General features: G+C 64.1%; 25 protein-coding genes and 2 pseudogenes. 13 read left to right on the top strand and 14 right to left on the bottom strand.

From position 1 onward, the window contains the following. Positions 1-270 precede the first annotated feature (270 nt). From LB535_RS11640 to groL, 3 genes are all read left to right on the top strand, one after another. Positions 271-948 carry a class I SAM-dependent methyltransferase gene (locus LB535_RS11640; RefSeq protein ID WP_224632255.1) on the top strand — a complete coding sequence of 226 codons (678 nt, stop codon included), beginning with the start codon at positions 271-273 and terminating at the stop codon, positions 946-948. Between the two features lie 228 nt (positions 949-1,176). Further along, positions 1,177-1,473, top strand: coding sequence for a co-chaperone GroES (gene groES / locus LB535_RS11635; RefSeq protein WP_010915433.1), 297 nt, complete (start codon positions 1,177-1,179; stop codon positions 1,471-1,473). A 63-nt stretch (positions 1,474-1,536) separates the two neighbouring features. Beyond that, entirely contained in the window at positions 1,537-3,192 is a 1,656-nt protein-coding gene (gene groL, locus LB535_RS11630; protein WP_095768453.1) for a chaperonin GroEL, read from the top strand. 83 nt (positions 3,193-3,275) lie between these two features. Here the strand turns inward: groL and LB535_RS11625 are convergent, their stop codons facing one another. Continuing rightward, positions 3,276-3,884: a TetR/AcrR family transcriptional regulator gene (locus LB535_RS11625; RefSeq protein ID WP_224632254.1), complete on the bottom strand. Its 609-nt coding sequence runs from the start codon at positions 3,882-3,884 to the stop codon at positions 3,276-3,278. Positions 3,885-3,998: 114 nt separating this feature from the next. Between LB535_RS11625 and LB535_RS11620 the strand changes: the two genes are divergently transcribed. The 3 genes from LB535_RS11620 to LB535_RS11610 are packed head-to-tail and all read left to right on the top strand — an operon-like array spanning position 3,999 to position 5,887. Beyond that, positions 3,999-5,009 carry a zinc-dependent alcohol dehydrogenase family protein gene (locus LB535_RS11620; protein WP_224632253.1) on the top strand — a complete coding sequence of 337 codons (1,011 nt, stop codon included), beginning with the start codon at positions 3,999-4,001 and terminating at the stop codon, positions 5,007-5,009. A 37-nt stretch (positions 5,010-5,046) separates the two neighbouring features. Then, positions 5,047-5,481, top strand: a complete 435-nt coding sequence (locus tag LB535_RS11615; RefSeq protein WP_224632252.1) for an OsmC family protein — start codon at positions 5,047-5,049, stop codon at positions 5,479-5,481. Between the two features lie 19 nt (positions 5,482-5,500). Continuing rightward, positions 5,501-5,887 carry a nuclear transport factor 2 family protein gene (locus LB535_RS11610; RefSeq protein ID WP_224632251.1) on the top strand — a complete coding sequence of 129 codons (387 nt, stop codon included), beginning with the start codon at positions 5,501-5,503 and terminating at the stop codon, positions 5,885-5,887. On the opposite strand, the gene LB535_RS11605 is transcribed toward LB535_RS11610, so the two are convergent. The 8 genes and pseudogenes from LB535_RS11605 to LB535_RS11570 form a co-directional block, all read right to left on the bottom strand. Beyond that, positions 5,884-6,282: a RidA family protein gene (locus tag LB535_RS11605; protein WP_224632250.1), complete on the bottom strand. Its 399-nt coding sequence runs from the start codon at positions 6,280-6,282 to the stop codon at positions 5,884-5,886. The genes LB535_RS11610 and LB535_RS11605 overlap by 4 nt on opposite strands. 119 nt (positions 6,283-6,401) lie before the next feature. Next, the gene (locus tag LB535_RS11600) at positions 6,402-7,013 is read right to left on the bottom strand and encodes a LysE family translocator (RefSeq protein ID WP_224632249.1); all 612 of its coding nucleotides are present in this window, start codon (positions 7,011-7,013) and stop codon (positions 6,402-6,404) included. A gap of 101 nt (positions 7,014-7,114) precedes the next feature. Then, entirely contained in the window at positions 7,115-7,453 is a 339-nt protein-coding gene (locus LB535_RS11595) for a YkgJ family cysteine cluster protein (RefSeq protein WP_095768507.1), read from the bottom strand. Positions 7,454-7,497: 44 nt separating this feature from the next. Continuing rightward, entirely contained in the window at positions 7,498-7,656 is a 159-nt protein-coding gene (locus LB535_RS11590) for a hypothetical protein (RefSeq protein WP_224632248.1), read from the bottom strand. A 1-nt stretch (position 7,657) separates the two neighbouring features. Further along, on the bottom strand, positions 7,658-8,065 hold the full coding sequence (locus tag LB535_RS11585) for a hypothetical protein (protein ID WP_318012064.1): 408 nt from the start codon (positions 8,063-8,065) through the stop codon (positions 7,658-7,660). A gap of 369 nt (positions 8,066-8,434) precedes the next feature. Further along, the gene (locus LB535_RS11580) at positions 8,435-9,190 is read right to left on the bottom strand and encodes an SDR family NAD(P)-dependent oxidoreductase (protein ID WP_224632247.1); all 756 of its coding nucleotides are present in this window, start codon (positions 9,188-9,190) and stop codon (positions 8,435-8,437) included. A 105-nt stretch (positions 9,191-9,295) separates the two neighbouring features. Beyond that, positions 9,296-9,954, bottom strand: a pseudogene (locus LB535_RS11575) (glutathione S-transferase family protein). A gap of 18 nt (positions 9,955-9,972) precedes the next feature. Further along, complete coding sequence (locus LB535_RS11570; RefSeq protein ID WP_224531035.1) at positions 9,973-10,287, bottom strand: hypothetical protein; 315 nt, start codon at positions 10,285-10,287, stop codon at positions 9,973-9,975. A gap of 184 nt (positions 10,288-10,471) precedes the next feature. Between LB535_RS11570 and LB535_RS11565 the strand changes: the two are divergent. Next, positions 10,472-10,651, top strand: a pseudogene (locus tag LB535_RS11565) (CsbD family protein). A 49-nt stretch (positions 10,652-10,700) separates the two neighbouring features. Here the strand turns inward: LB535_RS11565 and LB535_RS11560 are convergent. Together LB535_RS11560 and LB535_RS11555 are read right to left on the bottom strand one after the other, a co-directional pair. Continuing rightward, on the bottom strand, positions 10,701-11,825 hold the full coding sequence (locus LB535_RS11560) for a metallophosphoesterase (protein ID WP_224632246.1): 1,125 nt from the start codon (positions 11,823-11,825) through the stop codon (positions 10,701-10,703). Positions 11,826-11,875: 50 nt separating this feature from the next. After that, the gene (locus tag LB535_RS11555; RefSeq protein WP_224632245.1) at positions 11,876-12,523 is read right to left on the bottom strand and encodes a TetR/AcrR family transcriptional regulator; all 648 of its coding nucleotides are present in this window, start codon (positions 12,521-12,523) and stop codon (positions 11,876-11,878) included. A 231-nt stretch (positions 12,524-12,754) separates the two neighbouring features. Here LB535_RS11555 and LB535_RS11550 point away from each other — a divergent pair, with 231 nt between their 5' ends. Further along, complete coding sequence (locus tag LB535_RS11550; RefSeq protein WP_224632244.1) at positions 12,755-13,513, top strand: NIPSNAP family protein; 759 nt, start codon at positions 12,755-12,757, stop codon at positions 13,511-13,513. On the opposite strand, the gene LB535_RS11545 is transcribed toward LB535_RS11550, so the two are convergent. Together LB535_RS11545 and choX are read right to left on the bottom strand one after the other, a co-directional pair. Further along, positions 13,514-14,335 carry an alpha/beta fold hydrolase gene (locus LB535_RS11545; protein ID WP_224632243.1) on the bottom strand — a complete coding sequence of 274 codons (822 nt, stop codon included), beginning with the start codon at positions 14,333-14,335 and terminating at the stop codon, positions 13,514-13,516. Between the two features lie 11 nt (positions 14,336-14,346). Further along, a complete protein-coding gene (choX, locus tag LB535_RS11540; RefSeq protein WP_224632242.1) occupies positions 14,347-15,285 on the bottom strand; it encodes a choline ABC transporter substrate-binding protein in 939 nt (312 codons plus the stop codon). Between the two features lie 85 nt (positions 15,286-15,370). On the opposite strand from choX, the gene betI reads away from it, so the two are divergent. Then, complete coding sequence (betI, locus tag LB535_RS11535) at positions 15,371-16,021, top strand: choline-responsive transcriptional repressor BetI (RefSeq protein ID WP_224632241.1); 651 nt, start codon at positions 15,371-15,373, stop codon at positions 16,019-16,021. 73 nt (positions 16,022-16,094) lie between these two features. Here the strand turns inward: betI and LB535_RS11530 are convergent, their stop codons facing one another. Further along, entirely contained in the window at positions 16,095-17,066 is a 972-nt protein-coding gene (locus tag LB535_RS11530; RefSeq protein WP_224632240.1) for a LysR family transcriptional regulator, read from the bottom strand. 101 nt (positions 17,067-17,167) lie between these two features. Between LB535_RS11530 and LB535_RS11525 the strand changes: the two genes are divergently transcribed. From LB535_RS11525 to LB535_RS11510, 4 genes are all read left to right on the top strand, one after another. Then, positions 17,168-17,650, top strand: a complete 483-nt coding sequence (locus tag LB535_RS11525; RefSeq protein WP_318012286.1) for a cupin domain-containing protein — start codon at positions 17,168-17,170, stop codon at positions 17,648-17,650. 105 nt (positions 17,651-17,755) lie between these two features. Further along, entirely contained in the window at positions 17,756-19,153 is a 1,398-nt protein-coding gene (gene fumC, locus LB535_RS11520) for a class II fumarate hydratase (RefSeq protein WP_224632239.1), read from the top strand. 471 nt (positions 19,154-19,624) lie between these two features. Further along, complete coding sequence (locus LB535_RS11515) at positions 19,625-20,041, top strand: DoxX family protein (RefSeq protein ID WP_224610611.1); 417 nt, start codon at positions 19,625-19,627, stop codon at positions 20,039-20,041. A 110-nt stretch (positions 20,042-20,151) separates the two neighbouring features. Beyond that, the gene (locus LB535_RS11510; RefSeq protein ID WP_224632238.1) at positions 20,152-20,574 is read left to right on the top strand and encodes a DoxX family protein; all 423 of its coding nucleotides are present in this window, start codon (positions 20,152-20,154) and stop codon (positions 20,572-20,574) included. Position 20,575: the final 1 nt, after the last annotated feature.

Here is a 20,575-nt window from a genome sequence, read left to right as displayed (position 1 = left end):
CTGTCGCGGCGCAGCAACGGCCCGCGACGGCGTTCAAAGCCGTCAAACTCATGTGTGATAACCGCGATATGTGCCATCCGCCCCGGCTTGGTTTCTTAAGCGTCCTCGATTATGCATTCGAATGCAATATCCTACGGGCGGGCTTGCATGACAGAGCATTGGAATGCAATTCGCAGACATTGGCAGTTGCTCGGGTCGCCGCTCAGGCCGCCGCCGCAAGTCGTCGAGGCTTATAACCGCGAACTCGACCTCGCTCGATCGCATGTCGTCATGCTCGGCGTGACACCCGAACTCGCCGGGCTTGGCGCGAGCACGACGGCGGTGGACGAATCCAGCGACATGATTACCGGCATCTGGCCGGGCGACACCGATATGCGCAAGGCGGTGCAGGGCGACTGGTTCGACTTGCCGTTTCCCGGTGCGAGCATCGAAGCGCTGATCGGCGATGGATGTCTCTCCGTCATCGGCGCCGGTGACCTCAGACGCTCACTGCTCGCGTCGATCGCGCGTGCGCTCAAACCCGACGGGCGCGCCGCCATCAGGCTTTATGCTTCCCCCGAAACCCGCGACGAGCCGCAGGAAGTCCGCGCCCTGGCGCTGAGCGGCGGCGTCTCGACATTCCATGAACTCAAATGGCGCGTGGCCATGACCGCCATCGGCAGAGCGCCTGATTACACGATACCGGTGAGGGGCATCCTCGAACAATTCGACAGGATGTTTCCCGACCGCGAGGAGCTGTCGGCTCGAACCGGGTGGGAGCTGCCGACCATCGGGACCATCGACGTCTACCGGAACTCGTCCGTCGTCTACAGCTTCGCCCCGGCGGCAGCGCTGATCAAGGAAGCCCAGACCTTCTTCGATGATGTCCGGCTGGCCTCGACCGGCACATACGGGCTCGCAGAACGCTGCCCGTTGCTGGTGCTGCGTTCGCCGAGGCGCCTGGACTAACGGGCGGGTTGCTCGTCGGCGCCTCGCGATGGCCGGTGCATTTCGGCCTGGCGTCTCGCACGAGAAAAATTTCGCGCCGCTGCCCCGTTGCGCGCGCCTTGACTCCGGCAACCCAGCGGCCTATCTCAGCGCCACGTTAGCACTCGCCTTTGGTGAGTGCTAACTTATATCCGGCGGCCTCGCCGGATGGAGGAACAGTTCTCACCGTTCTCATTCGAGGAAGAAAACATGGCAAAGTCCAAGTTCCGCCCGCTTCATGACCGCGTGGTCGTTCGCCGGGTCGAATCCGAATCCAAGACCGCCGGCGGGATCATCATCCCGGATACGGCGAAGGAGAAGCCGCAGGAAGGCGAGATCATCGCCGTCGGCTCCGGCGCCCGCGACGAAAGCGGCAAGCTCGTGCCGCTGGACGTCAAGGCCGGCGACCGCATCCTGTTCGGCAAGTGGTCGGGCACTGAAGTCAAGCTCAATGGCGAAGACCTTCTGATCATGAAGGAATCCGACATCATGGGCATCATCGGCTGATCATCGGCCTCACCTGAATCTTCATCTTCGGGCTCTTCCCGAGCCCCTGCCAGGAGCTAAAACATGGCTGCCAAAGACGTAAAATTCTCCCGCGATGCCCGTGAGCGCATGCTGCGCGGTGTCAACATCCTCGCCGACGCGGTGAAGGTCACCCTCGGCCCCAAGGGCCGCAACGTCGTCATCGACAAGTCGTTCGGCGCCCCGCGCATCACCAAGGACGGCGTCACCGTCGCCAAGGAAATCGAGCTTGAGGACAAGTTCGAGAACATGGGCGCCCAGATGGTCCGCGAAGTCGCTTCGAAGACCAACGACATCGCCGGCGACGGCACCACGACCGCAACGGTTCTGGCGCAGTCGATCGTCCAGGAAGGCCACAAGGCGGTTGCCGCCGGCATGAACCCGATGGACCTGAAGCGCGGCATCGACCTCGCCGTCACCGAAGTCGTCACGGCGCTCGGCAAGGCCGCCAAGAAGATCAAGACTTCCGAGGAAGTCGCCCAGGTCGGCACGATCTCGGCCAATGGCGACGAGTCGGTCGGCAAGATGATCGCGGAAGCGATGCAGAAGGTCGGCAACGAAGGCGTCATCACCGTCGAGGAAGCCAAGACCGCCGAGACCGAGCTGGAAGTCGTCGAAGGCATGCAGTTTGACCGCGGCTACCTGTCGCCCTACTTCGTCACCAACGCTGACAAGATGGTCGCCGATCTCGAGGACGCCTACATCCTGCTGCACGAGAAGAAGCTGTCCAACCTGCAGGCCATGCTGCCGGTCCTGGAAGCCGTCGTCCAGACCTCGAAGCCGCTGCTCATCATCTCGGAAGACGTCGAAGGCGAGGCCCTGGCCACGCTGGTCGTCAACAAGCTGCGCGGCGGCCTGAAGATCGCCGCCGTCAAGGCGCCGGGCTTCGGCGATCGCCGCAAGGCCATGCTGGAAGACATCGCCATCCTCACCGGCGGCCAGGTCATCTCGGAAGACCTCGGCATCAAGCTCGAGAATGTCGGCCTCAACATGCTCGGCCGCGCCAAGAAGGTGTCGATCTCCAAGGAGAACACCACCATTGTCGATGGCGCCGGCAAGAAGGCCGAGATCCAGGGCCGCGTCGCCCAGATCAAGCAGCAGATCGAGGAGACCACCTCGGACTACGACAAGGAGAAGCTGCAGGAACGTCTGGCGAAGCTCGCCGGCGGCGTTGCCGTGATCCGCGTCGGCGGTGCGACCGAAGTGGAAGTCAAGGAAAAGAAGGACCGCGTCGATGACGCCCTGAACGCGACCCGCGCGGCCGTCGAAGAAGGCATCGTCGCCGGCGGTGGCGTCGCGCTCCTGCGCGCTTCGGGCAACCTCAAGGCCACCGGCGCCAACTCCGACCAGGCCGCCGGCATCAACATCGTGCGTCGCGCGCTGCAGGCTCCGGCCCGCCAGATCGCGGCCAACGCCGGTGCGGAAGCCTCGATCGTCGCTGGCAAGATCCTCGACAACAAAGGCGCGACCTTCGGCTACAATGCCCAGACCGGCGAGTATGGCGACATGATCGCCATGGGCATCGTCGACCCGGTCAAGGTCGTGCGCACGGCTCTCCAGGACGCGGCCTCGGTCGCCGGCCTGCTCGTCACGACCGAAGCCATGATCGCCGAAGCTCCGAAGAAGGAGTCGGCTGGCGGCGGCATGCCTGGCGGCATGGGCGGCGGCGGCATGGGCGGCATGGGCGGCATGGACTTCTAAATCCAGGCTACCAAGCCAATGCATACGAAAGGGCGCCGAAAGGCGCCCTTTTTGTTTTGCATTTGGAGATCAAATCCGAGTCCTCAGGCGGCACTCTCCGCCTGCCGTGCTGCCTTTCCGGCAAGCACCGCCTGCTCGACCAGCGCAGCGACCTCGTCGGCAACCGCCTGGACCGGGGTACGGTCGCGGGTGGCGCGGGCGATCACCATCAGACCTTCCAGCGAGGATTCGACCAGCAGAGCCAGCGCCTGCGCGCGCCGCTCCGGCACCCCTGCCCTGACGAATGCCTGGCGCAGCAGTCCGATCCACTGCTCGAAGGCCGAGCGGCAGATTTCAACCAGGTCCGGCACGTCGTTCGGCGCGTCGAGCACCACCGGCGCGACCGGACAGCCGAGCGAGAATTCGTTCTCTTCCAGCATGCGGGCCACCGACTGATAGATGTGGTGAACGGCAACGGCGGGATCGCTTTCCTCCAACAGCGCGGCGCCCAGCCGCTCCGTCACGTCGGCGACACTGGCGCGCGTCACCTCGACGACCAGTTGGTCCTTGCCGCCCGGGAAATGGAAATAGAGCGAGCCGCGCGGTGCTGCGCTGGCGCTTAGAATGTCGTTCAGCGACGTGCCGTGATAGCCTCGCTTGCGGATGAGCAGCGCCGTCGCCTCGATCATGCGGGTGCGTGTGTCAGTCGCCACGTCGACCTCTCAAAATGTCAACCTTTGTCAGGAGCGCGCATTATAGAACTTGCACTGAATATGACAATCGGTCTACATAATATGTAAATCGGTCTACATATACCGGAGGCAAAAATGCGGACTTACCGGCTCGAGGATTTCGACGACATCGGGGGACTGGTCATGCACAAGGAAGCGCTGCCCAAGCCGGGTGCAAACCAGATCCTGGTACGAGTGCGCGCCGCCTCGCTTAACCGCCGCGACACGATGATCCTCAACGGCACCTATCCTTTGGCACCCCGCGCGGGCATCGTGCCGCTGAGCGACGGTGCCGGCGAAGTCGTGGCCGCCGGCGACGGCGTCACTCGCTTTGCCGTCGGCGACCGCATCACCGGCAGCTATTTCGCGCGCTGGATCGACGGCCGCATCCATCCGGGCGTGATCGACCAGCTCGGCTGCACACTGGACGGCGTGCTGAGCGAATATGCGCTGCTTGACGAGCAATGGGCGGTGCGACTGCCGGACCATCTTTCCTGGCAGGAGGCTGCGACCTTCACCTGCGCCGGGCTGACCGCCTGGAGCGCGCTGACGCACGCGGAGATTCCGAAGCCGGGGCAATGGGTTCTCACCATTGGCTCAGGTGGTGTTGCGCTGTTTGCCTTGCAGTTCGCCAAGCTCATGGGCTGCCGTGTGGCCGCTGTCACCTCGCGGGCGGAGAAGACCGACAGGCTGCGGGCGCTCGGCGCCGACCTCGTCGTCGCCGCAGCCGAGACACCGGAATGGGGCATGAAGCTGCGCGAGGCGACCGGCGGCATCGACCTGGTCGTCGAAACCGGCGGCCCGGCGACTTTTGCGCATTCGCTGATCGCCAGCACGCTTCACGGGCGCATCGTGCTGCTCACCGTGCAGGACCGCAACGGCAAGTCGGTCGAGATTCCGGGCGCCGTCTATCAGCGCAGCCTGGTTACCATCGCCCGTCTCTTTGTCGGCAGCCGCAACGGGCTCGAGACGATGCTTGCCGCGGTCGCCACGCACCGGCTGAGACCGATCATCGACAAGGTCTTCCCGTTCGCCGAGGCGCGCGAGGCTTACCGCCATTTCCAGCTGGGCGACGTCTTCGGCAAGGTCGTCATCGACGGCGCGTGATCGCCGCTTTTCCGCAAAACCAGATAGGAGATCAGCCATGACAATCCGCGAAGCCTCCGCCCAATGGCAAGGAACGCTCAAGGAAGGATCCGGCCGGCTGCGGCTGGGCAGCGGCGTTTTCGAAGGCGCCTATTCCTTCCCGTCGCGCTTCGAGAACGGCCCAGGCACCAATCCGGAAGAGCTGATTGCGGCCGCCCATGCCGGCTGCTTTTCGATGGCGCTTACCGCCATGCTCGGCGCCGAAGGCCACACGGCCGAGAGCATCCACACCATCGCCAAGGTGCATCTCGGCGCGACCACGGCCGGGCCGACGATCACCCGCATCGAGCTTGAAACTCAGGCGCGCATCGCCGGCATATCGGCCGAGGATTTCGAGCGGCTGGCGCAAAAGGCCAAGGCGGCCTGTCTCGTCTCGCGCGCGCTGGCCGGCGTCGCCACCATCACGCTCAAGGCGAGCCTCGTAGCTCAATGAAACGACAGGAGAAGATCAAATGACCCATGAACACATCATCGACATCGCCGCGGCCAAACGCTCCGCCGAAACGGCGGAAATCATGCGGCGCTACAACGACGTCTTCCAGCGCCACGACCCTTCGGCACTGGACGAACTGGTGGCGCAGGACTGCGTGATCGAGAACACCACGCCGGCGCCCGACGGCGCCCGCCGCACCGGCAAGGCGGCCTGCGTCGAATTGTGGTCGGCGATCGCTACCGGACCCGGTACCCGCTTCGACATCGAAGAGACGTTCGTCGCCGGCGACCGCGCCACGATCCGCTGGCGCTTCTGGATGGCCGACGGCAGTTCGCTGCGCGGCGTCAACCTGATGCGTGTCGCCGATGGGCAAATCGTCGAGGCGATGGGCTATGTGAAAGGCTAGCCGTCGACCACCGCAACCGCATCGACCTCGATCAGATATCCAGGCGACAGGCTGGCCACTCCCAACACGACGTTGGCCGGCTTGTGGTCCCCGAACAGAGCCACGCGGGCGGCATCGATGATCGGGTAATGGTCATCGAGCCGATAGTCGACGACGTAGATCATGATCTTGGCCACGTCGTTGGGACGGGCGCCTGCGGCGGCAATCGCCCGACCGAGATTGGCGAACACCTCGCGCGTTTGAGCCGTGAAATCACCTTCGCCGACAAGCTTGCCGTTTAAGTCTTCAGGTTCCTGGCCGGCGATAAATATCAGCCTGGTGCCCTTCGCCACGACGACTTGGCTGTATGTGTCAGGCTTGGGCAGATCCTGGGGATTGATGCACTCAAGCGTCATTGCGACCGCCTTTCTTGCTCGGATTTCCGGCCTTCCTCGGATTTCTGGATCTCTCGAGCCTCATTAGCCCAAAGCTCCCCCGAGGCGACATGGGCTATGTAGAGGGCTGGCGCCAAAGGCTACCGATCGGCAAGCGCCAGCTTCGCGCCGAGCATGACGAACGCGGCGGCAAAGCTGCGGCGCATCCATGTCAACACCTTCGGCCGCGACACGATGTGGCTGCGCACCGATGCCGCGAAGACGCCGTAGACGGCGAAGACGATGAACGTCATCAGCATGAAGACGCCGGAGAGCTCCAGTATCTTGGACAGCGCGTGCGGCTCGGTGGTGCTGACGAATTGCGGCAGGAAGGCAAAGAAGAAGATCGACAGTTTCGGGTTCAGGATGTTGATCAGGATGCCCGAGGTGATCGTTCTGGCGGTCGAGCGCGGCGCGGCGTCCTCGTCGATGCTGAGGCCGCCTTTTTCCTTCAATGTGTTCCAGGCCATGTAGAGCAGATAGGCGACACCGAGATATTTCAGCGTCTCGAAGGCGATGGCGCTTGTGTGCAGCACTGCAGCCAGGCCGGTAATGGCGGCCGCCATATGTGGGATGATGCCAAGCGTGCAGGCGAAGGCCGCGACAATTGAGGCGCGCGCGCCGCGCGAGAGGCCGGCGCCAAGCGTGTAAATGACGCCGGTGCCGGGCGAAGCCACGATGATCAACGACGTCAACAGGAATTCAATGCTCATGGATTTCCTCCGCTGCCCTGCCCGGCCGGAAGGTACCGGGAGGCGTGTAACAGGGCAAGCGGGGCGCTTTTCCTCGCCCCCGCGATGCGGGGGTAAGGAAACTAGCTGACCGCCAGCCCATGCGCCGCCCTCGCCATCAGGCAGTCGCCGCCGCCGGGCATGCAGGCTCGGCAGACGTCGGGGCGCAGCTCGTAGATGCCGCAGGCCGTGTGCTTGCCCACCTCGCCGGTGAGCGCCGAGCATCGGCCGCCCTCGCAACGCATGCCGGACTGGTCGGCCGCTACCAACTCGGCCGGGATGCGGTCGAGCTGCTCATCCTCCTCGGTCGAAAAACGCGGCCAGTCCGCCGAGTAGGAGCAGCAGGCGCCGCAGCTCTGACAGTCGAAGACGGCGACCGCGCCGCCATCCTCGTCGACAGACACAGAGGACTGACCGAGCAGGCCGAGCGGCCCGGCTGTGCGACCGCCGTCCTGCGGCAAGGGCGCTACTTCTTCCTGGCCTTGCGCGCCGGCGCTTCGGCCGGCGACTTGAACAGATCGGTCGCAACCTCTGCGGGCGCATCCGGCTTTGCCGCCGGCTTGGCTGGCTTGGCCGCGGCGGGCGGAGCTGCCGGCTGGTCCTTGGCGGAGAATTTTATGGCCATGTCAGTCCTCGTCAGAAAAGCGCGATGATGGCGCATTCGGATTGCGCAAGCGGCCGATCAGCGCCGAGACCGCCGTGATGTTCATTTCCTCGGGCGACCAGTTCCTGGCGTCCTCGATGTGGTGCGGCGCCAGCTCACGATGCGTGCTGCCGCTGTAGGCGGCATCCTGATAGCTGGTGCGTTGATGGGTCCTGGCGTCTTCCCGCACATACTCAATCAGATAGTTCGGGGCTTCGGCGCGGCCGCGCACGCCAACGCGCACCTGGGCATCGCCATGCGCGCGCTTGCAGCGTTCGAGCCTTTCCAGCACTCGGCGAACATATTCGATCGGCTTGTCAAGGGTGTCGATCATATCGGCGATGGTCGCATCGGCGGCGATCGGCGTTGATGGCACGCGTTTGGCGGCCATCAGCGTGTGCCTGCCGGTTTCGGCAAAGCCTGCCCACATGATTCATTCGAGCTAGCGGTCAAAATCTTCTCCTGCCCGCAGGTTGATGCCGAAATGGCAGAGCGTCTTTCGGCCATGACCGCGCACAAAGCAACATTGGTGTCGGATTAAATTGCGGACGTCCGCATCCCTAGCCTCGCAGCATCCTTATCACATCGCGGCGGGCGTTGGGGCTATCCGCAAAAAGGGCAAAAAATTCGTCGGCTGCGGAACCAATGTCGTGGCGGGCCGTTTTCACTCAAGCCGTCAGCAATTCACGAGCAATCGAGAACGGTTGACGGCAAAAGCGCCTCCCGCGCCGTAACAAGCGCGAGAGGCGTTTTCTGTTGTTCACCGCTCCTGATCGGTCGGACGGATAAGTATCTCGTTGACATTGACCCTTGGCGGCTGGCTGACAGCATAGAAAATCGCGTTCGCAATGTCTTCCGCGGTCAGCGCTTCCATCGTGGCGAGACGGTGTTCGAGTCCGGCCTTGGATTGCACGTTGGTGATATGATCGCCGAGTTCGGTACGCACAAGGCCCGGCTCGACGACGGTGACGCGCACCTTGTCGGCATAGACCTCGCGGCGCAGCGATTCCGAAAAAGCCACCACCCCGAACTTTGTCGCCGCATAGCCGCTGGCGCCGGGATTTGCGACCCGGCCGGCGACCGAGGAGACGTTGACGATGTGACCCTTTGAAGTCTTCAGGTGCGGCAGCGCCGCCTTGGTGGTCGCCATCAGACCGATAAGGTTGAGCTCGATCATCTGGCGCCAGTCGTCTAGATCGGCTTCGGCCGCAGGAGCAAGCAGCATGACGCCGGCATTGTTGACGAGGATATCGAGCCGCCCCCATTCGGATACGACCTTGTCGACCATCGCGGTGATGTCGCCGGGCTTGGCGATGTCGGCTTCAATGGCGAGCGCGACGCCATCGGCCTGTTCGATGCGCGCAACCAATGCTTCGAGGCGATCGGCACGACGGGCGGCGACCGCGACTTTCGCGCCGGCCGCGGCAAGGACCGCGGCGGTGGCCTCGCCGATGCCGGACGAAGCGCCGGTGACGAGCGCGACCTTGCCCGTGAGTGGTGAATTTGCGGTTGTCATGAGAAATCTCCAGGAGCCCGGCCCGCCCCTTCACATAGGCCGCGCCGCCGGGGCTTGAAGACCCCATCAGAGCAGTCGACGCAATTTGCCGAGCCGACCCCGGGCTCAATCCTGTTCGTGCGGGCCGGGCTCCGGCCAGGGCTCCCTGGCGGCTTCCGCATACCAGTGCCGCATCGCGGGCGTCGCCAAGACCGCGTCGACATAGGCGCGGGTGACGGGCGCCAGTTCGCCGCCATAGGTGTCGAAGCGCGTCACCACCGGCGCATACATGGCATCGGCCGCGGTGAAATGGCCGAACAGGAACGGCCCGCCCTCGCCATATTGCTCGCGGCACTGGCGCCAGATCGCTTCGATCCTCGCCCGCTGCGCCTCCCCCTCGGCATCGAGCGGCTTATGGGATTTCGGCCGGCGCAGGTTCATCGGCCAGCCGTAGCGGACCTCGCGGAAGCCCGAATGCATTTCCGTCGCCACCGAGCGCGCCAGTTGACGGGCGCCGAGATCGGTCGGCCAGAGCCTTTTTTCCGGATAGAGATCGGCCAGATATTCAAGGATGGCAAGCGTTTCCCAGACAATCCTTCCATTGTGATTCAAGACCGGCACGAGGCCGGTCGGCGACACCTGGCGAGGTTGGCCGCCGTCTCGGGCGTGCGCAGCCGCACGAAGCCTTCCTCAAAAGGGATATCCAGGTGCTTCATCGCCACCCATGGCCGCAGCGACCATGAGGAAAAGCACTTGTTGCCGATATAGAGGGTGAACTCCGCCAAGACCGTCTCCTGATGATGTCAATTCGCTGCGGCCGTCATGATCGCCGCCGGCCTGACGCCGGCGCGGGCCTGGATCGCGGCGACCGCCGCCTTTATGTCGGGGTTGACCTCGATCGCCTTACGGCCGGCCTCGATCGCGAGATCTACCTGATCGATCGGCAGCCGCAGCCTGGTCGGGATCTCGTTGAGCTTCGTCTGCACCGCCGGATCGACATCGGCGACGGGAATGTAGGTGGGCGACGGGTGGCCGACTTCTGTGCTCAGCACGTTGATCGGCCCGACATCGTCGGCGACGGCCACCAGAACTGCGACAAAGGCCACACGAAGACGCAAACTCGTTTCCCCCAGGACTGCCCTCTCCGCAGCCGCGGCAGACCCTAACCGGATTGCGTTATCCGATGCAACCGCACCGAGAGAGAGATCGCCGCGGCCTGGAACCCAAACGGATCCGGCACGTTGTCAGACCCGGATGCGGTTCTCGTGTCCAGTTTCCCTTCCAGACCCAGGAGATGCGCGCATGGTGAACAGGGATCAGGTCGCCGGTATCGCCAAGCAGATGAAGGGCTCAGTCAAGCAAACGGCCGGCAAGGCCACCGGCAACTAGCGGACCCAGGCTGAAGGCGCCGCCGACAAGATCGCCGGCAAGATGCAGAAGGCTTATGGCGACGTGAAGGAGAAGGTTCGCAAAGCGTTGTGAGGCCGTCTTGATGGCGAGATAGGCAAGAGGCCGCCGGGAGGCGGCCTTTTCATGTCTGGAATTGCTTGGCGAAAGCGTTAGTGAAGACGATCTCGCCATGGTCACCGGCCGCCTCGCCCAACACCGCATCCATGTTGCCGGCAGTGACCCTGGCCAGCGCGAAGCCGCCCATATAGGCCGCCTTCGGCTTGATGATGTCGAGCCCGTCACGCTGGTAGATCATCGGCACTTCGTGCTGGTGGCCGTGGAAGACGGCAATCACATTGTAGCCCTTGATCGCGGCCAGCAGCGCCTGGCGGTCGGCCTCGCCCCACCAATGCGGGCGGCCGGAGCCATCGTCATCATAGGTGCGTTTCACCGGATCCCAGCGCTCCGTAGAGAAAGAATCCCAGCCATAATGCTGGAACAGGATGACCGGCCGGCCGTCGCCGGCATAAGTGGCGAGGTCCTGCTTCAGCCAAGGCAGGCTGCTTGGCGCGCCATGGCCGGTATCGCCGGCGAAGCGGTGCATCTGGACGAGATGCAGGCCGCCCCAGTCCCAGGAATAGCAGTCGGTATCGACGTCGTATTCGGTAGCGGGCACCGGCGGCTTGAAGAACACGCCGGGACGATGGTTGACCTCGACATAATCGCGCAATTCGCGGCGATACCAATCGACGTGCGGCGGCGAGCCGTTCTGGTCGAGATCATGATTGCCGAGTCCGACATAGACCGGGATGTGGATCCGGTCCGGCCCGACACCTTCCTGATAGCGCTTGGAGAACTGCAGAAGCTGCGTGCCTTCGCTAGGCTCGGTGACCTGGCCGCCGCCATCGTCGGTGATATCGCCGCCGGTGACGAGGCCGAGCGGCGTGCCGATGCGGGTGCCGGCCGAATGCAGGCCAGTGGCAACGCCGTCGATTTCGGCCGGCCACTTCTTGTCGGCAATCGCGTTCAAGGCCGCGACGTTGCGCAGAAGTGCTGCATCGGTCTTGCCTTCCTGCAGGCAGTTGGGACTGAGCCCGTTCGCCATGCGGCAGGCATGAATATCGGCGATGAAGAGGAAAGTGGCGTCGATCGGCTGGATGCGCCTGCCGGTCTGGCCGAAGGCGACGCGAGGCAGCGCGCCGGCAGCAGCGAGACCTCCGGCGATGAAGACGCGGCGCGAAACGGTTGCTGGCGAAGAGCGATTCATCGTCACCCGATTAAACAACCTCGGACCGCCTCCCTCTGTCCTGACAGCATTTATCGCAACAGCACCCTGCGGCGTCGTCTCGTTGCCAATCCGCCCGAAGACGGATGCACGCTTTCCAGCCCCCTCAAACACTCGCGCAACACCCCCGCATCCTGCGATGTCTTGGCCATCGACATGGCGCCGGAATAAGCAGCCACTGCAAGCGCGGCGAAGCGGTCGGGATCGGTCCCACCCTCCCCGCCGTCCTGCTGGTCGGCTCGGATCTTGTCGGCGATCGCCCTCCGCCAGCCGGCGAAAATCTTGGCAAGCGCCAGGCGAAACTTGTCGTCGGCCAGCGACAGTTCATGCGCCAGATTGTTGAGCGGGCAGCCGCGGACATAGCCCTGTCGCTCTAGCTCCGCAGCCACCGCCTCGAACACGGCCCGCACGCCTTCGCGGGCCGATGACGCCGCCAGCATCGGGTCGATCCAGGTCTCCTGGACCGCCGCCGCCACTCGTTCCTCGATCACTGCGAGCGCCAGCGCCTTCTTGGTCGGGAAATGGTGGTGCAGCGCGCCGCCGGTGACGCCGGCCGCCGCCATCAGATCGCCAAGGCTCGAGGCGTGATAGCCGCGCGCCTGGAAGGCGCCTTCCGCCACGTCGAGGACGCGCCGGCGCATGCCTTCCGGATCGTTGGTGCGCTTTTTGCGCGGGGCCATGGCGATCTCTCCCCCTTCTCCGCTTGTTGGAGAAGATACCTGAGCGAAGCGAAGGCGGATAAGGGAAGCCAGCGTCTCACTCCGCTGGAGCACCCCTCATCCGTCTCGGCGCTGCGCGCCGATCCACCTTCTCCCACAAGGGGAGAAGGGGAAAGCAAGATAGCAGATTGACAAAACAGGACAACCGGTCTGTTTATAAACAGGACGATCACCCTGTTTGAGATTCTGGCCATGAACCGATCTTCCCGCCTTGCTTCGCCCGTCGTCGAGCTTCGGCAATACACGCTGAAGCCCGGACAGCGCGAAACGCTGATCGCGCTGTTCGAGCGGGAGCTCGTCGAAACGCAGGAAGCGACGGGCATGACCGTCATCGGACAGTTCCGCGATCTCGACCGCCCCGACATGTTCGTCTGGCTGCGCGGTTTTGAGGACATGGAAACGAGAAAGGACGCGCTGAGCGCCTTCTATGGCGGCCCGGTGTGGGCAGCGCATCGCGATGCCGCCAATGCGACGATGATCGATTCCGACGACGTGTTGCTGCTCAAACCGGCTTGGCGGGGCGCGGGGTTCGACCTGTCAGGGTTGCAGCGGCCGACAGCCACCGAGGCCGAAACCATGAGCAATGGGAGCCGGTTGCCCGGCTTTGTTGAGATATCGATTCACCATTTGCGGCCAGGTGCCGAGGCCGGCTTTGCCGAACGCTTCCAGGCTGAGGCCGTTCCGTTGCTTGCGGCAAACGGCGCCCGGCTGCGTGGCGCCTTCGTCAGCGAGCGTTCCGAAAACACATTTCCTCGGCTGCCCGTGCGGGCCGGCGAAAATGTCTTCATCGCCATTACCGGTTTCGACGATGGCGATGCCCACGCGGGCCATCAGGCCGCTCTCGCCGCTTCGCCGGAATGGCAGGTGGTTCGCGAAACCCTGCAAGCTGTTTCGACGAAGCCGACCGAGACGTTGCGCCTGACGCCCACGGCCCGGTCGCTGTTGCGATAGTCACGCTGCCGGCAACATGCCGGCTATTGCCTCGGCGACAAAGGCCGGATCTTCCCAATGCGGGTTGTGGCCGCAATCCTGTGCCCACACCAGGCGCGATCCGGCCAGCGCCCCTGCCATCGCCCGCTGATGCACTTCGCCAAAAAGCGGATCGCGCCCGCCTGCGATGATCAGCGTCGGGGCCTGCACGGCGCGCGCCGCGGCGGTCAGATCGGTGCCACGGACTTCTTCGAGAATGGCGCGCCAGCGCGCTGCGGGAATCGCGGACGCGTCTTTCGCCAGGCCGGCGAGAAAAGCCCGCGGCACGCCCGGCCGGCAGGCATGCCACCAATCATAGAAGGGATCGACCGGCGAGATCGGATCGCGCAACGCGGCGACTTCATCGATCAGTTGGTGATCCTGTTCGAAACCGGGCATCAGCGCGCTTGCCAGGATCACCAGCCCGCCGACCAGTTCCGGATGCCGTGCGGCCAGCGCGATCGACACCATGCCACCCAGTGAATGGCCGACGACGACCGGCCGGTCGAGCCGCAGGCGCCGGATCAGCCTGGCAATGTCGTCGGCGAAATCGGCGACGCCGCAGCCCTCGCCAGCCTGCGAGCCGCCGTGGCCACGCAGGTCCGGCATGATAAGCCGGCGGCCGGGAAGATGCGGCGCCAGCAGCGAGAAGCTGCGGCTGGTGTCGGTGAAGCCGTGCACCAGGACAAGCGGCGGCTCCGAACCGGGGATCTCGACATAGGCAAGGTCGAGACCGCCGATATCGACGGTCCGCTTGCACGCGGCCCAAGACGCCTGCTCGGCCTCCTGATCCGTCAGTTCCAAGGCTGACGGCCTCACAGTCCGAGCTTTTCCTTGACCGCGGCAAGGCCGGGCTTGCCGTCAAAGGTGGTGACGCCGGCGAGCCACGCATCGAGCCGATCCTTGTGCAGGGTGATCGACTTCAGCGCCCCATCCTCCGGCTTCATGCCGTCATTGATGAGATAGCCCATACCGACATTTTCCATGTCGATGTCGAAGGCAAGGTTCTTCAGGAACTGCGCGACGTTGGGGCATTCCTCCAGGAAACCCTTGCGCACCTGGGTGGTCACGGTGGCGGCGCCGAAATTCGGGCCGAAGAACTTGTCGCCGCCGGTCAGGTACTTGAAGTCGTACATCGTGTTCATCGGGTGCGGCGCCCAACCCTGGAAGACGATGAACTGCTTCTCCTTGATCTCGTAGCCGACCTCCGAGAGCATGCCGGCTTCGCTCGACTCCACCACTTGCCAGCCATCCAGACCATATTGCGGATCGGCAATGGCATCCATCATGAGCTGGTTGGATCCGGGCTCGATGCCGTACATCTTCTTGCCGAACTTGTCGGCGAATTTATGCAGGTCCGACAGGTCCTTGACGCCGGCGTCCCAGACATAAGCCGGCACGGCGAAGGTGTATTTGGCGCCGACCAGATTGACGCGCACATTTTCGATCGAACCGTCCTTCTTGTAGGGCTCGTAGTAGGTGACCATCGCCGGATCCCAGTAGCCGAGGAACAGGTCGAGGTCTTTGTTCTTCATCCCTTCATAGATGACGTTGATGCCAAGCACCTCGCTTTGCGGCTCGTAGCCGAGCGCCTGGAGCAGCACCTTGGCCACACCGGTGGTGAAGGCGAGATCGTTCCAGCCGGGTTCGGCCATGCGAACCGCTTTGCAGCCTTCGGCTTCGGCAGCTCCAGCCGCCTGGGAAGCCGCCATTAGCGCTGCGACACAGACACCTCTCGCAAGCATGCGCAACATTCCAGTTCTCCTCTTTCGATCCTTTTTTTGACCTGATGGTCATTTTATTGTCCCGTTGGTCAATCATTGATCTGGACGGGCGAAAATGTCAACGTGGATTCGCCATGCATGGATCGGTCCGGTGAAACTCACGCGTCTCAGCGACATTCGCCGCAAGGAACTGCGGCAGGCGGCCTTCGCGGTGCTTGAGCGCGAAGGCATCGCCGGCGCGACGCTGGAAAAGGTCGCGGCCCAGGCCGGCGCCTCGAAGGGCATCGTGCTGCATTATTTCCGCAACAAGCAGGAGCTGTTCGAGCACGCCATGCGCGAGGCCAATGCCGTGCTCTGTCACGCCGTCGTCGCCCGGCTTCAGCGGGCGCGAACGCCGACGGAACGGCTGGACGCCGTGATCGAAGGCAATTTCGAGGAGCATTTGTTCCTGCCGCCGCTTTGCCACGCTTGGCTGTCGCTCTGCGCCGAGGTGCCGCGCGACGAGAAGCTGGCGCGCATCCAGAAAGTCATCCACGCGCGCATGCGCTCGAACCTCTTGTCCGGCCTGCGCGGCCTCGCTGCGCCCGAACTGGCCGAAGAAATCGTGCTCGGCGTCACCGCTTTGATCGACGGGCTGTGGCTCAGGCTCGGCCTGCAGCCGGGCAGCGTCACGCGCGAACAGGCCGTGCGCCAGGTCAAGGATTTCGTCGCGGGCCGGCTGGGCCTGCGCCAACCCGCGCCGGTCGGGTTAGCCTCGGCCGGATAAGGTTCATACAGGCGATCGCTCCCGCGCTTGACCGCCCGCGTTGCTCGGCGCTGCATTCTCGCTCCAACGGCGGCTATACTGCCGGGAGAGCACCAGCGGGGCCGTCCCAGTCCTTGAAGCCGAGCGTTCCCACCTCATCGAGTATCTGCTCGCGGATCCAGCGATGCGGTGGCTCGTCGTCGCGGCGGGCGTGCCAGTACATTCTCACCGCCGGCGACGGTATCGGGATCGGCGCCCGATAGATGCCGATCGGCAGGGATTTTGCCGCCGCTACAGCGAACTGCGTTGGAACCGCAGCCAGATAAGGCCCGTTCGCCACGGCCAGCGCGACGGCCTGGAAGTGCGGCAAAGCAAGCATGACGCGACGCGCCCGGCCCATCCTGCCCAGCGCATCGTCGGTGAAGCCCGACATCGATCCATCGATGGAGCGCAGCGCATGCGGCAGCGCGCAGAACAGGTCGAGTGGCACCTCTTCGCCCTCGGCGATGCCGGCCTGGCCGAGCGCCGCATTGTCCTTCGCCGCGACAATGGCGAAGGGCGAGCCGAACAGCGCCACGCTTGAGACCCACTCCGCGACCTCCAGCGGGCGCTCCAGCGCAAGGTCGATCCGATCGTCCTGCAACAGCTTCGAGACATCGCCGATGGCGCTGTCGAGGAAACGGAACGATACGCCGGGCGCCACTGCCGCAATGCGCGCGGCGAAGGGCGGCATAAGGAGCATTGAGAAGAAATCCGCGCCCATGAAGGTGAAGGTCCGTTCCAGCCTTGCCGGATCGAAATCGGTCGCCGGCTGAAAGGCGCGCTCGATCTCGCGTAGCGCCGCGCGCACCGGTTCCGCCAGGCTTTCGGCGCGAGGCGTCGGCACCATGTCATGGCCGCGGCGCACGAAGAGCTGGTCGTTGAGCGCATGGCGCAGGCGGTTGAGCGCGGCGCTCACAGCCGGCTGGCTGAGGCCGATCTGCTCGCCGGCGCGCGTCACGCTCTTCTCGCGCAGCAGCGCGTCGAGCACCCTCACCAGATTGAGGTCGAGCGCGTTCAAATTCATCGCATCAATCCGCCCCATACGATCATTCGATTTCCATCACCGGCTCGTCCTGCTTAGGTCGCCGTCGAAGCCGCTTTGTCGGCACTCAACAAGGGAGAGCAATGATGACAATGATCAACACGACGATCGCAGGCAAGGAACTCCTCTGGTTCAACAACACGCTCGTTGCCATCCAGGTTTCGTCAGCCGACGGCGAGGACGGCATCTGCATCATCGAGCACCGCCAGCCCTACGGCGATTCCGCGCCGCTGCACGTGCACCGCAATGAGGACGAGGTGTTTCATATCCTCGAAGGCCGGATACGTTTTGTCGTCGACGGCCGCGAGCGGCTTGCCGGCGCCGGCGAAACGGTGCTCGCTCCGAAAGGCCTGCCGCACACTTACAAGGTCGAGTCTCTCGAAGGCGCCCATACGCTCACCGTCACGCGCGGTTCGGATTTCGAGACGATGGTGCGCAAGGCTAGTCGCCCTGCGGAGCGAGCCGAACTGCCGCCGGCGGCAGCGCCGACGCCGGAGATGATTGAGGCGCTGACGAGACTGTGCGCCGAGAACGGCATCGACATTGTCGGGCCGCCGATGGGGTGAGCTTCCCTTCAACCGATTTGCATCTTTCCCGCCCGCAATCTCCGCTTGATGCCCTTTGTGCAACGCGATACGCCGTTGCCCAAATCGACAGATCGGAGACTTGCCGTGAGCGCTGAAAAGACCAGAACCGAAACCGATACGTTCGGCCCCATAGAGGTGGCGGCCGACCGCTATTGGGGCGCGCAGGCGCAGCGTTCGCTGGGCAATTTCAAGATCGGCTGGGAAAAACAGCCGGCTTCGATCGTGCGCGCGCTCGGCATCGTCAAGCGCGCCGCGGCCGAAGTGAACATGGAGATGAAACGGCTCGATCCGGTCATCGGCAAAGCGATCGTGGAAGCAGCGCAGGAAGTGATCGACGGCAAGCTCGACGAGCACTTTCCGCTGGTGGTCTGGCAGACGGGCTCGGGCACGCAGTCCAACATGAATGCCAACGAGGTGATCTCCAACCGGGCGATCGAGATGCTCGGCGGCGTCATGGGCTCGAAGAAGCCGGTGCATCCGAACGACCACGTCAATATGAGCCAGTCGTCCAACGACACCTATCCGACGGCCATGCATATCGCCTGCGCCGAGCGGGTCGCGCATCACCTGATCCCTGCCCTGCACCATTTGCACAAGGCGCTCGACGCCAAGGCCCGCGCCTTCAACCACATCATCAAGATCGGCCGCACGCACACGCAGGACGCCACGCCGCTGACGCTCGGCCAGGAATTTTCCGGCTATGCCGCGCAGGTCGCCTCGTCGATCAAGCGCATCGAGCTGACGCTGCCCGGCCTGCAGGAACTGGCCCAAGGCGGCACCGCCGTCGGCACGGGCCTCAACGCGCCGGTCGGCTTCGCGGAAAAGGTGGCGGACCGCATCGCCGCCATCACCGGCATCGCCTTCGTCACCGCGCCGAACAAGTTCGAGGCGCTGGCGGCGCACGATTCCATGGTGTTCTCGCATGGTGCGATCAACGCGGCGGCCGCGGCGCTGTTCAAGATCGCCAACGACATCCGCCTGCTCGGCTCCGGCCCGCGGTCGGGTCTCGGCGAGCTCTCGCTGCCGGAAAACGAGCCGGGCTCCTCGATTATGCCCGGCAAGGTCAACCCGACCCAGTGCGAGGCGCTGACGCAGGTCTGCGTGCAGGTGTTCGGCAACAATGCTGCACTTGCCTTCGCCGGCAGCCAGGGCCATTTCGAGCTCAACGTCTACAACCCGCTGATGGCCTACAACTTCCTGCAGTCGGTGCAGCTGCTGGCCGATGCTTCCGTCTCCTTCACCGACAATTGCGTGGTCGGCATCGAGGCGCGCGAGGACAACATCAAGGCCGCGCTCGAGCGCTCTCTGATGCTGGTGACGGCGTTGGCGCCGACTATCGGCTACGACAACGCCGCCAAGATCGCCAAGACCGCGCACAAGAACGGCACGACCTTGCGCGAGGAGGCCTTGGCCACCGGGCTGGTCAGCGAAGCCGATTACGATCGGCTGGTGCGGCCGGAGGACATGACGCATCCGGGGTAGTTTTCGCGACGCGGAGCGAGGCTGTTATAGGCTGCTGCAGCCTCGCGATGTCGTCATTCCAGGGCGAAGCAGCCGCGAAGCGGCGTCGCGAAGACCCTGGAATCCATGCCGTTACTTCAGTCGAAGGACATAGCGGCGCAGATCCTCCGCTGCTTGCGGCTACTTTGAGGTCACGGCATGGATCCTCGGGTCTGCGCGCGTCGCTTCGCTCCTTGCTCCGCCCGTGGATGACGACATCATGAGCGTCTCGGCAAATCTCCGAAGCCAGCGCTCGCAAACTTCGGACCGACGGCCCGTTTTGCGGCAGCAGAATTTACCAGGATAGCCCAATCCCGCGACACGATTTTTGCGCGCGACCGCCAATCCCGAAAACATGCATCCTGTGAACAATGTGTCGCCACATAGGCGGCTTTGGTGAACAGTCACTGTCGTCTATCTGACGGACTATTCAACCCCGTTCGGAGAACCGCCATGTCCATCAACTCTTCCGTCGCCGGCACCGCGTCCAACAGTTCCACCACGATCCTCCTGGGCCGCATTCTGCTCGCCGTCATCTTCCTGCTTTCCGGCTTCGGCAAGCTCACCGCGATTTCCGGTACTGCCGGCTATTTCGGCGCTCTCGGCCTGCCGATGCCAACCGTAACCGCCGTCCTGGTCGGCCTGATCGAGCTGCTGGGCGGCCTTGCCATTCTCGTCGGCTTCCAGACCCGGATCGCCGCCTGGGTGCTCGCCATCTTCACGATCGCTACCGGGCTGGTCGCGCACACCGGCTGGGCCGACCAGATGCAAATGATCCAGTTCCTCAAGAACCTCGCCATCACCGGCGGCTTCATCCTGCTCGCCTCTTCCGGGGCCGGCGCTTACTCGATCGACGCCAAGCGCGGCTAATTTTTTCCTCTCAGACTGCCAATGGAAGCGGCGCGGAATTTTCCGCGCCGCTTTTTCGTTTTTCCAATTGCAGGCGTAGACTGCATCGGCAGACGGCAAGGAGTTGGCCCATGGCCCGCAACGCACTGCTTCTGGTCTCGCGGCTCCTTCTTGCCGCGCTGTTCGTACCGTCGGGCTTCCAGGCGCTCACCAATATCGCCGGCACGACCAGTTACTTCGCTGGCCTCGGCCTGCCGCTGCCGACCTTGGCGGCATGGGGCACAGGCCTGTTCGAGTTGATCGCCGGGCTGTTGGTCCTCGTCGGTTTCCAGACGCGGATCGTGGCGCTGCTGCTTGCCGCCTTCAGCATAGCCGCCGGTTTCATCGGCCATTACGGCCAGGGCGCGGACGACGCCACACTGGCCTTCATGCACAAGCAGATGCTGATGAAGGACATCGCCATTGCCGGCGGCTTTCTGGCGCTGGCCATGGCCGGCGCCGGCGCATGGTCGGCGGACGGGCGTGGCTTCGGATTCGGCGCCGACGTCACTTGAT

Origin of the sequence: Mesorhizobium sp. CA10 (assembly GCF_020165285.1) — a bacterium.
Taxonomy (GTDB): domain Bacteria; phylum Pseudomonadota; class Alphaproteobacteria; order Rhizobiales; family Rhizobiaceae; genus Mesorhizobium.
This window is presented reverse-complemented; position numbering and strand designations above follow the sequence as displayed.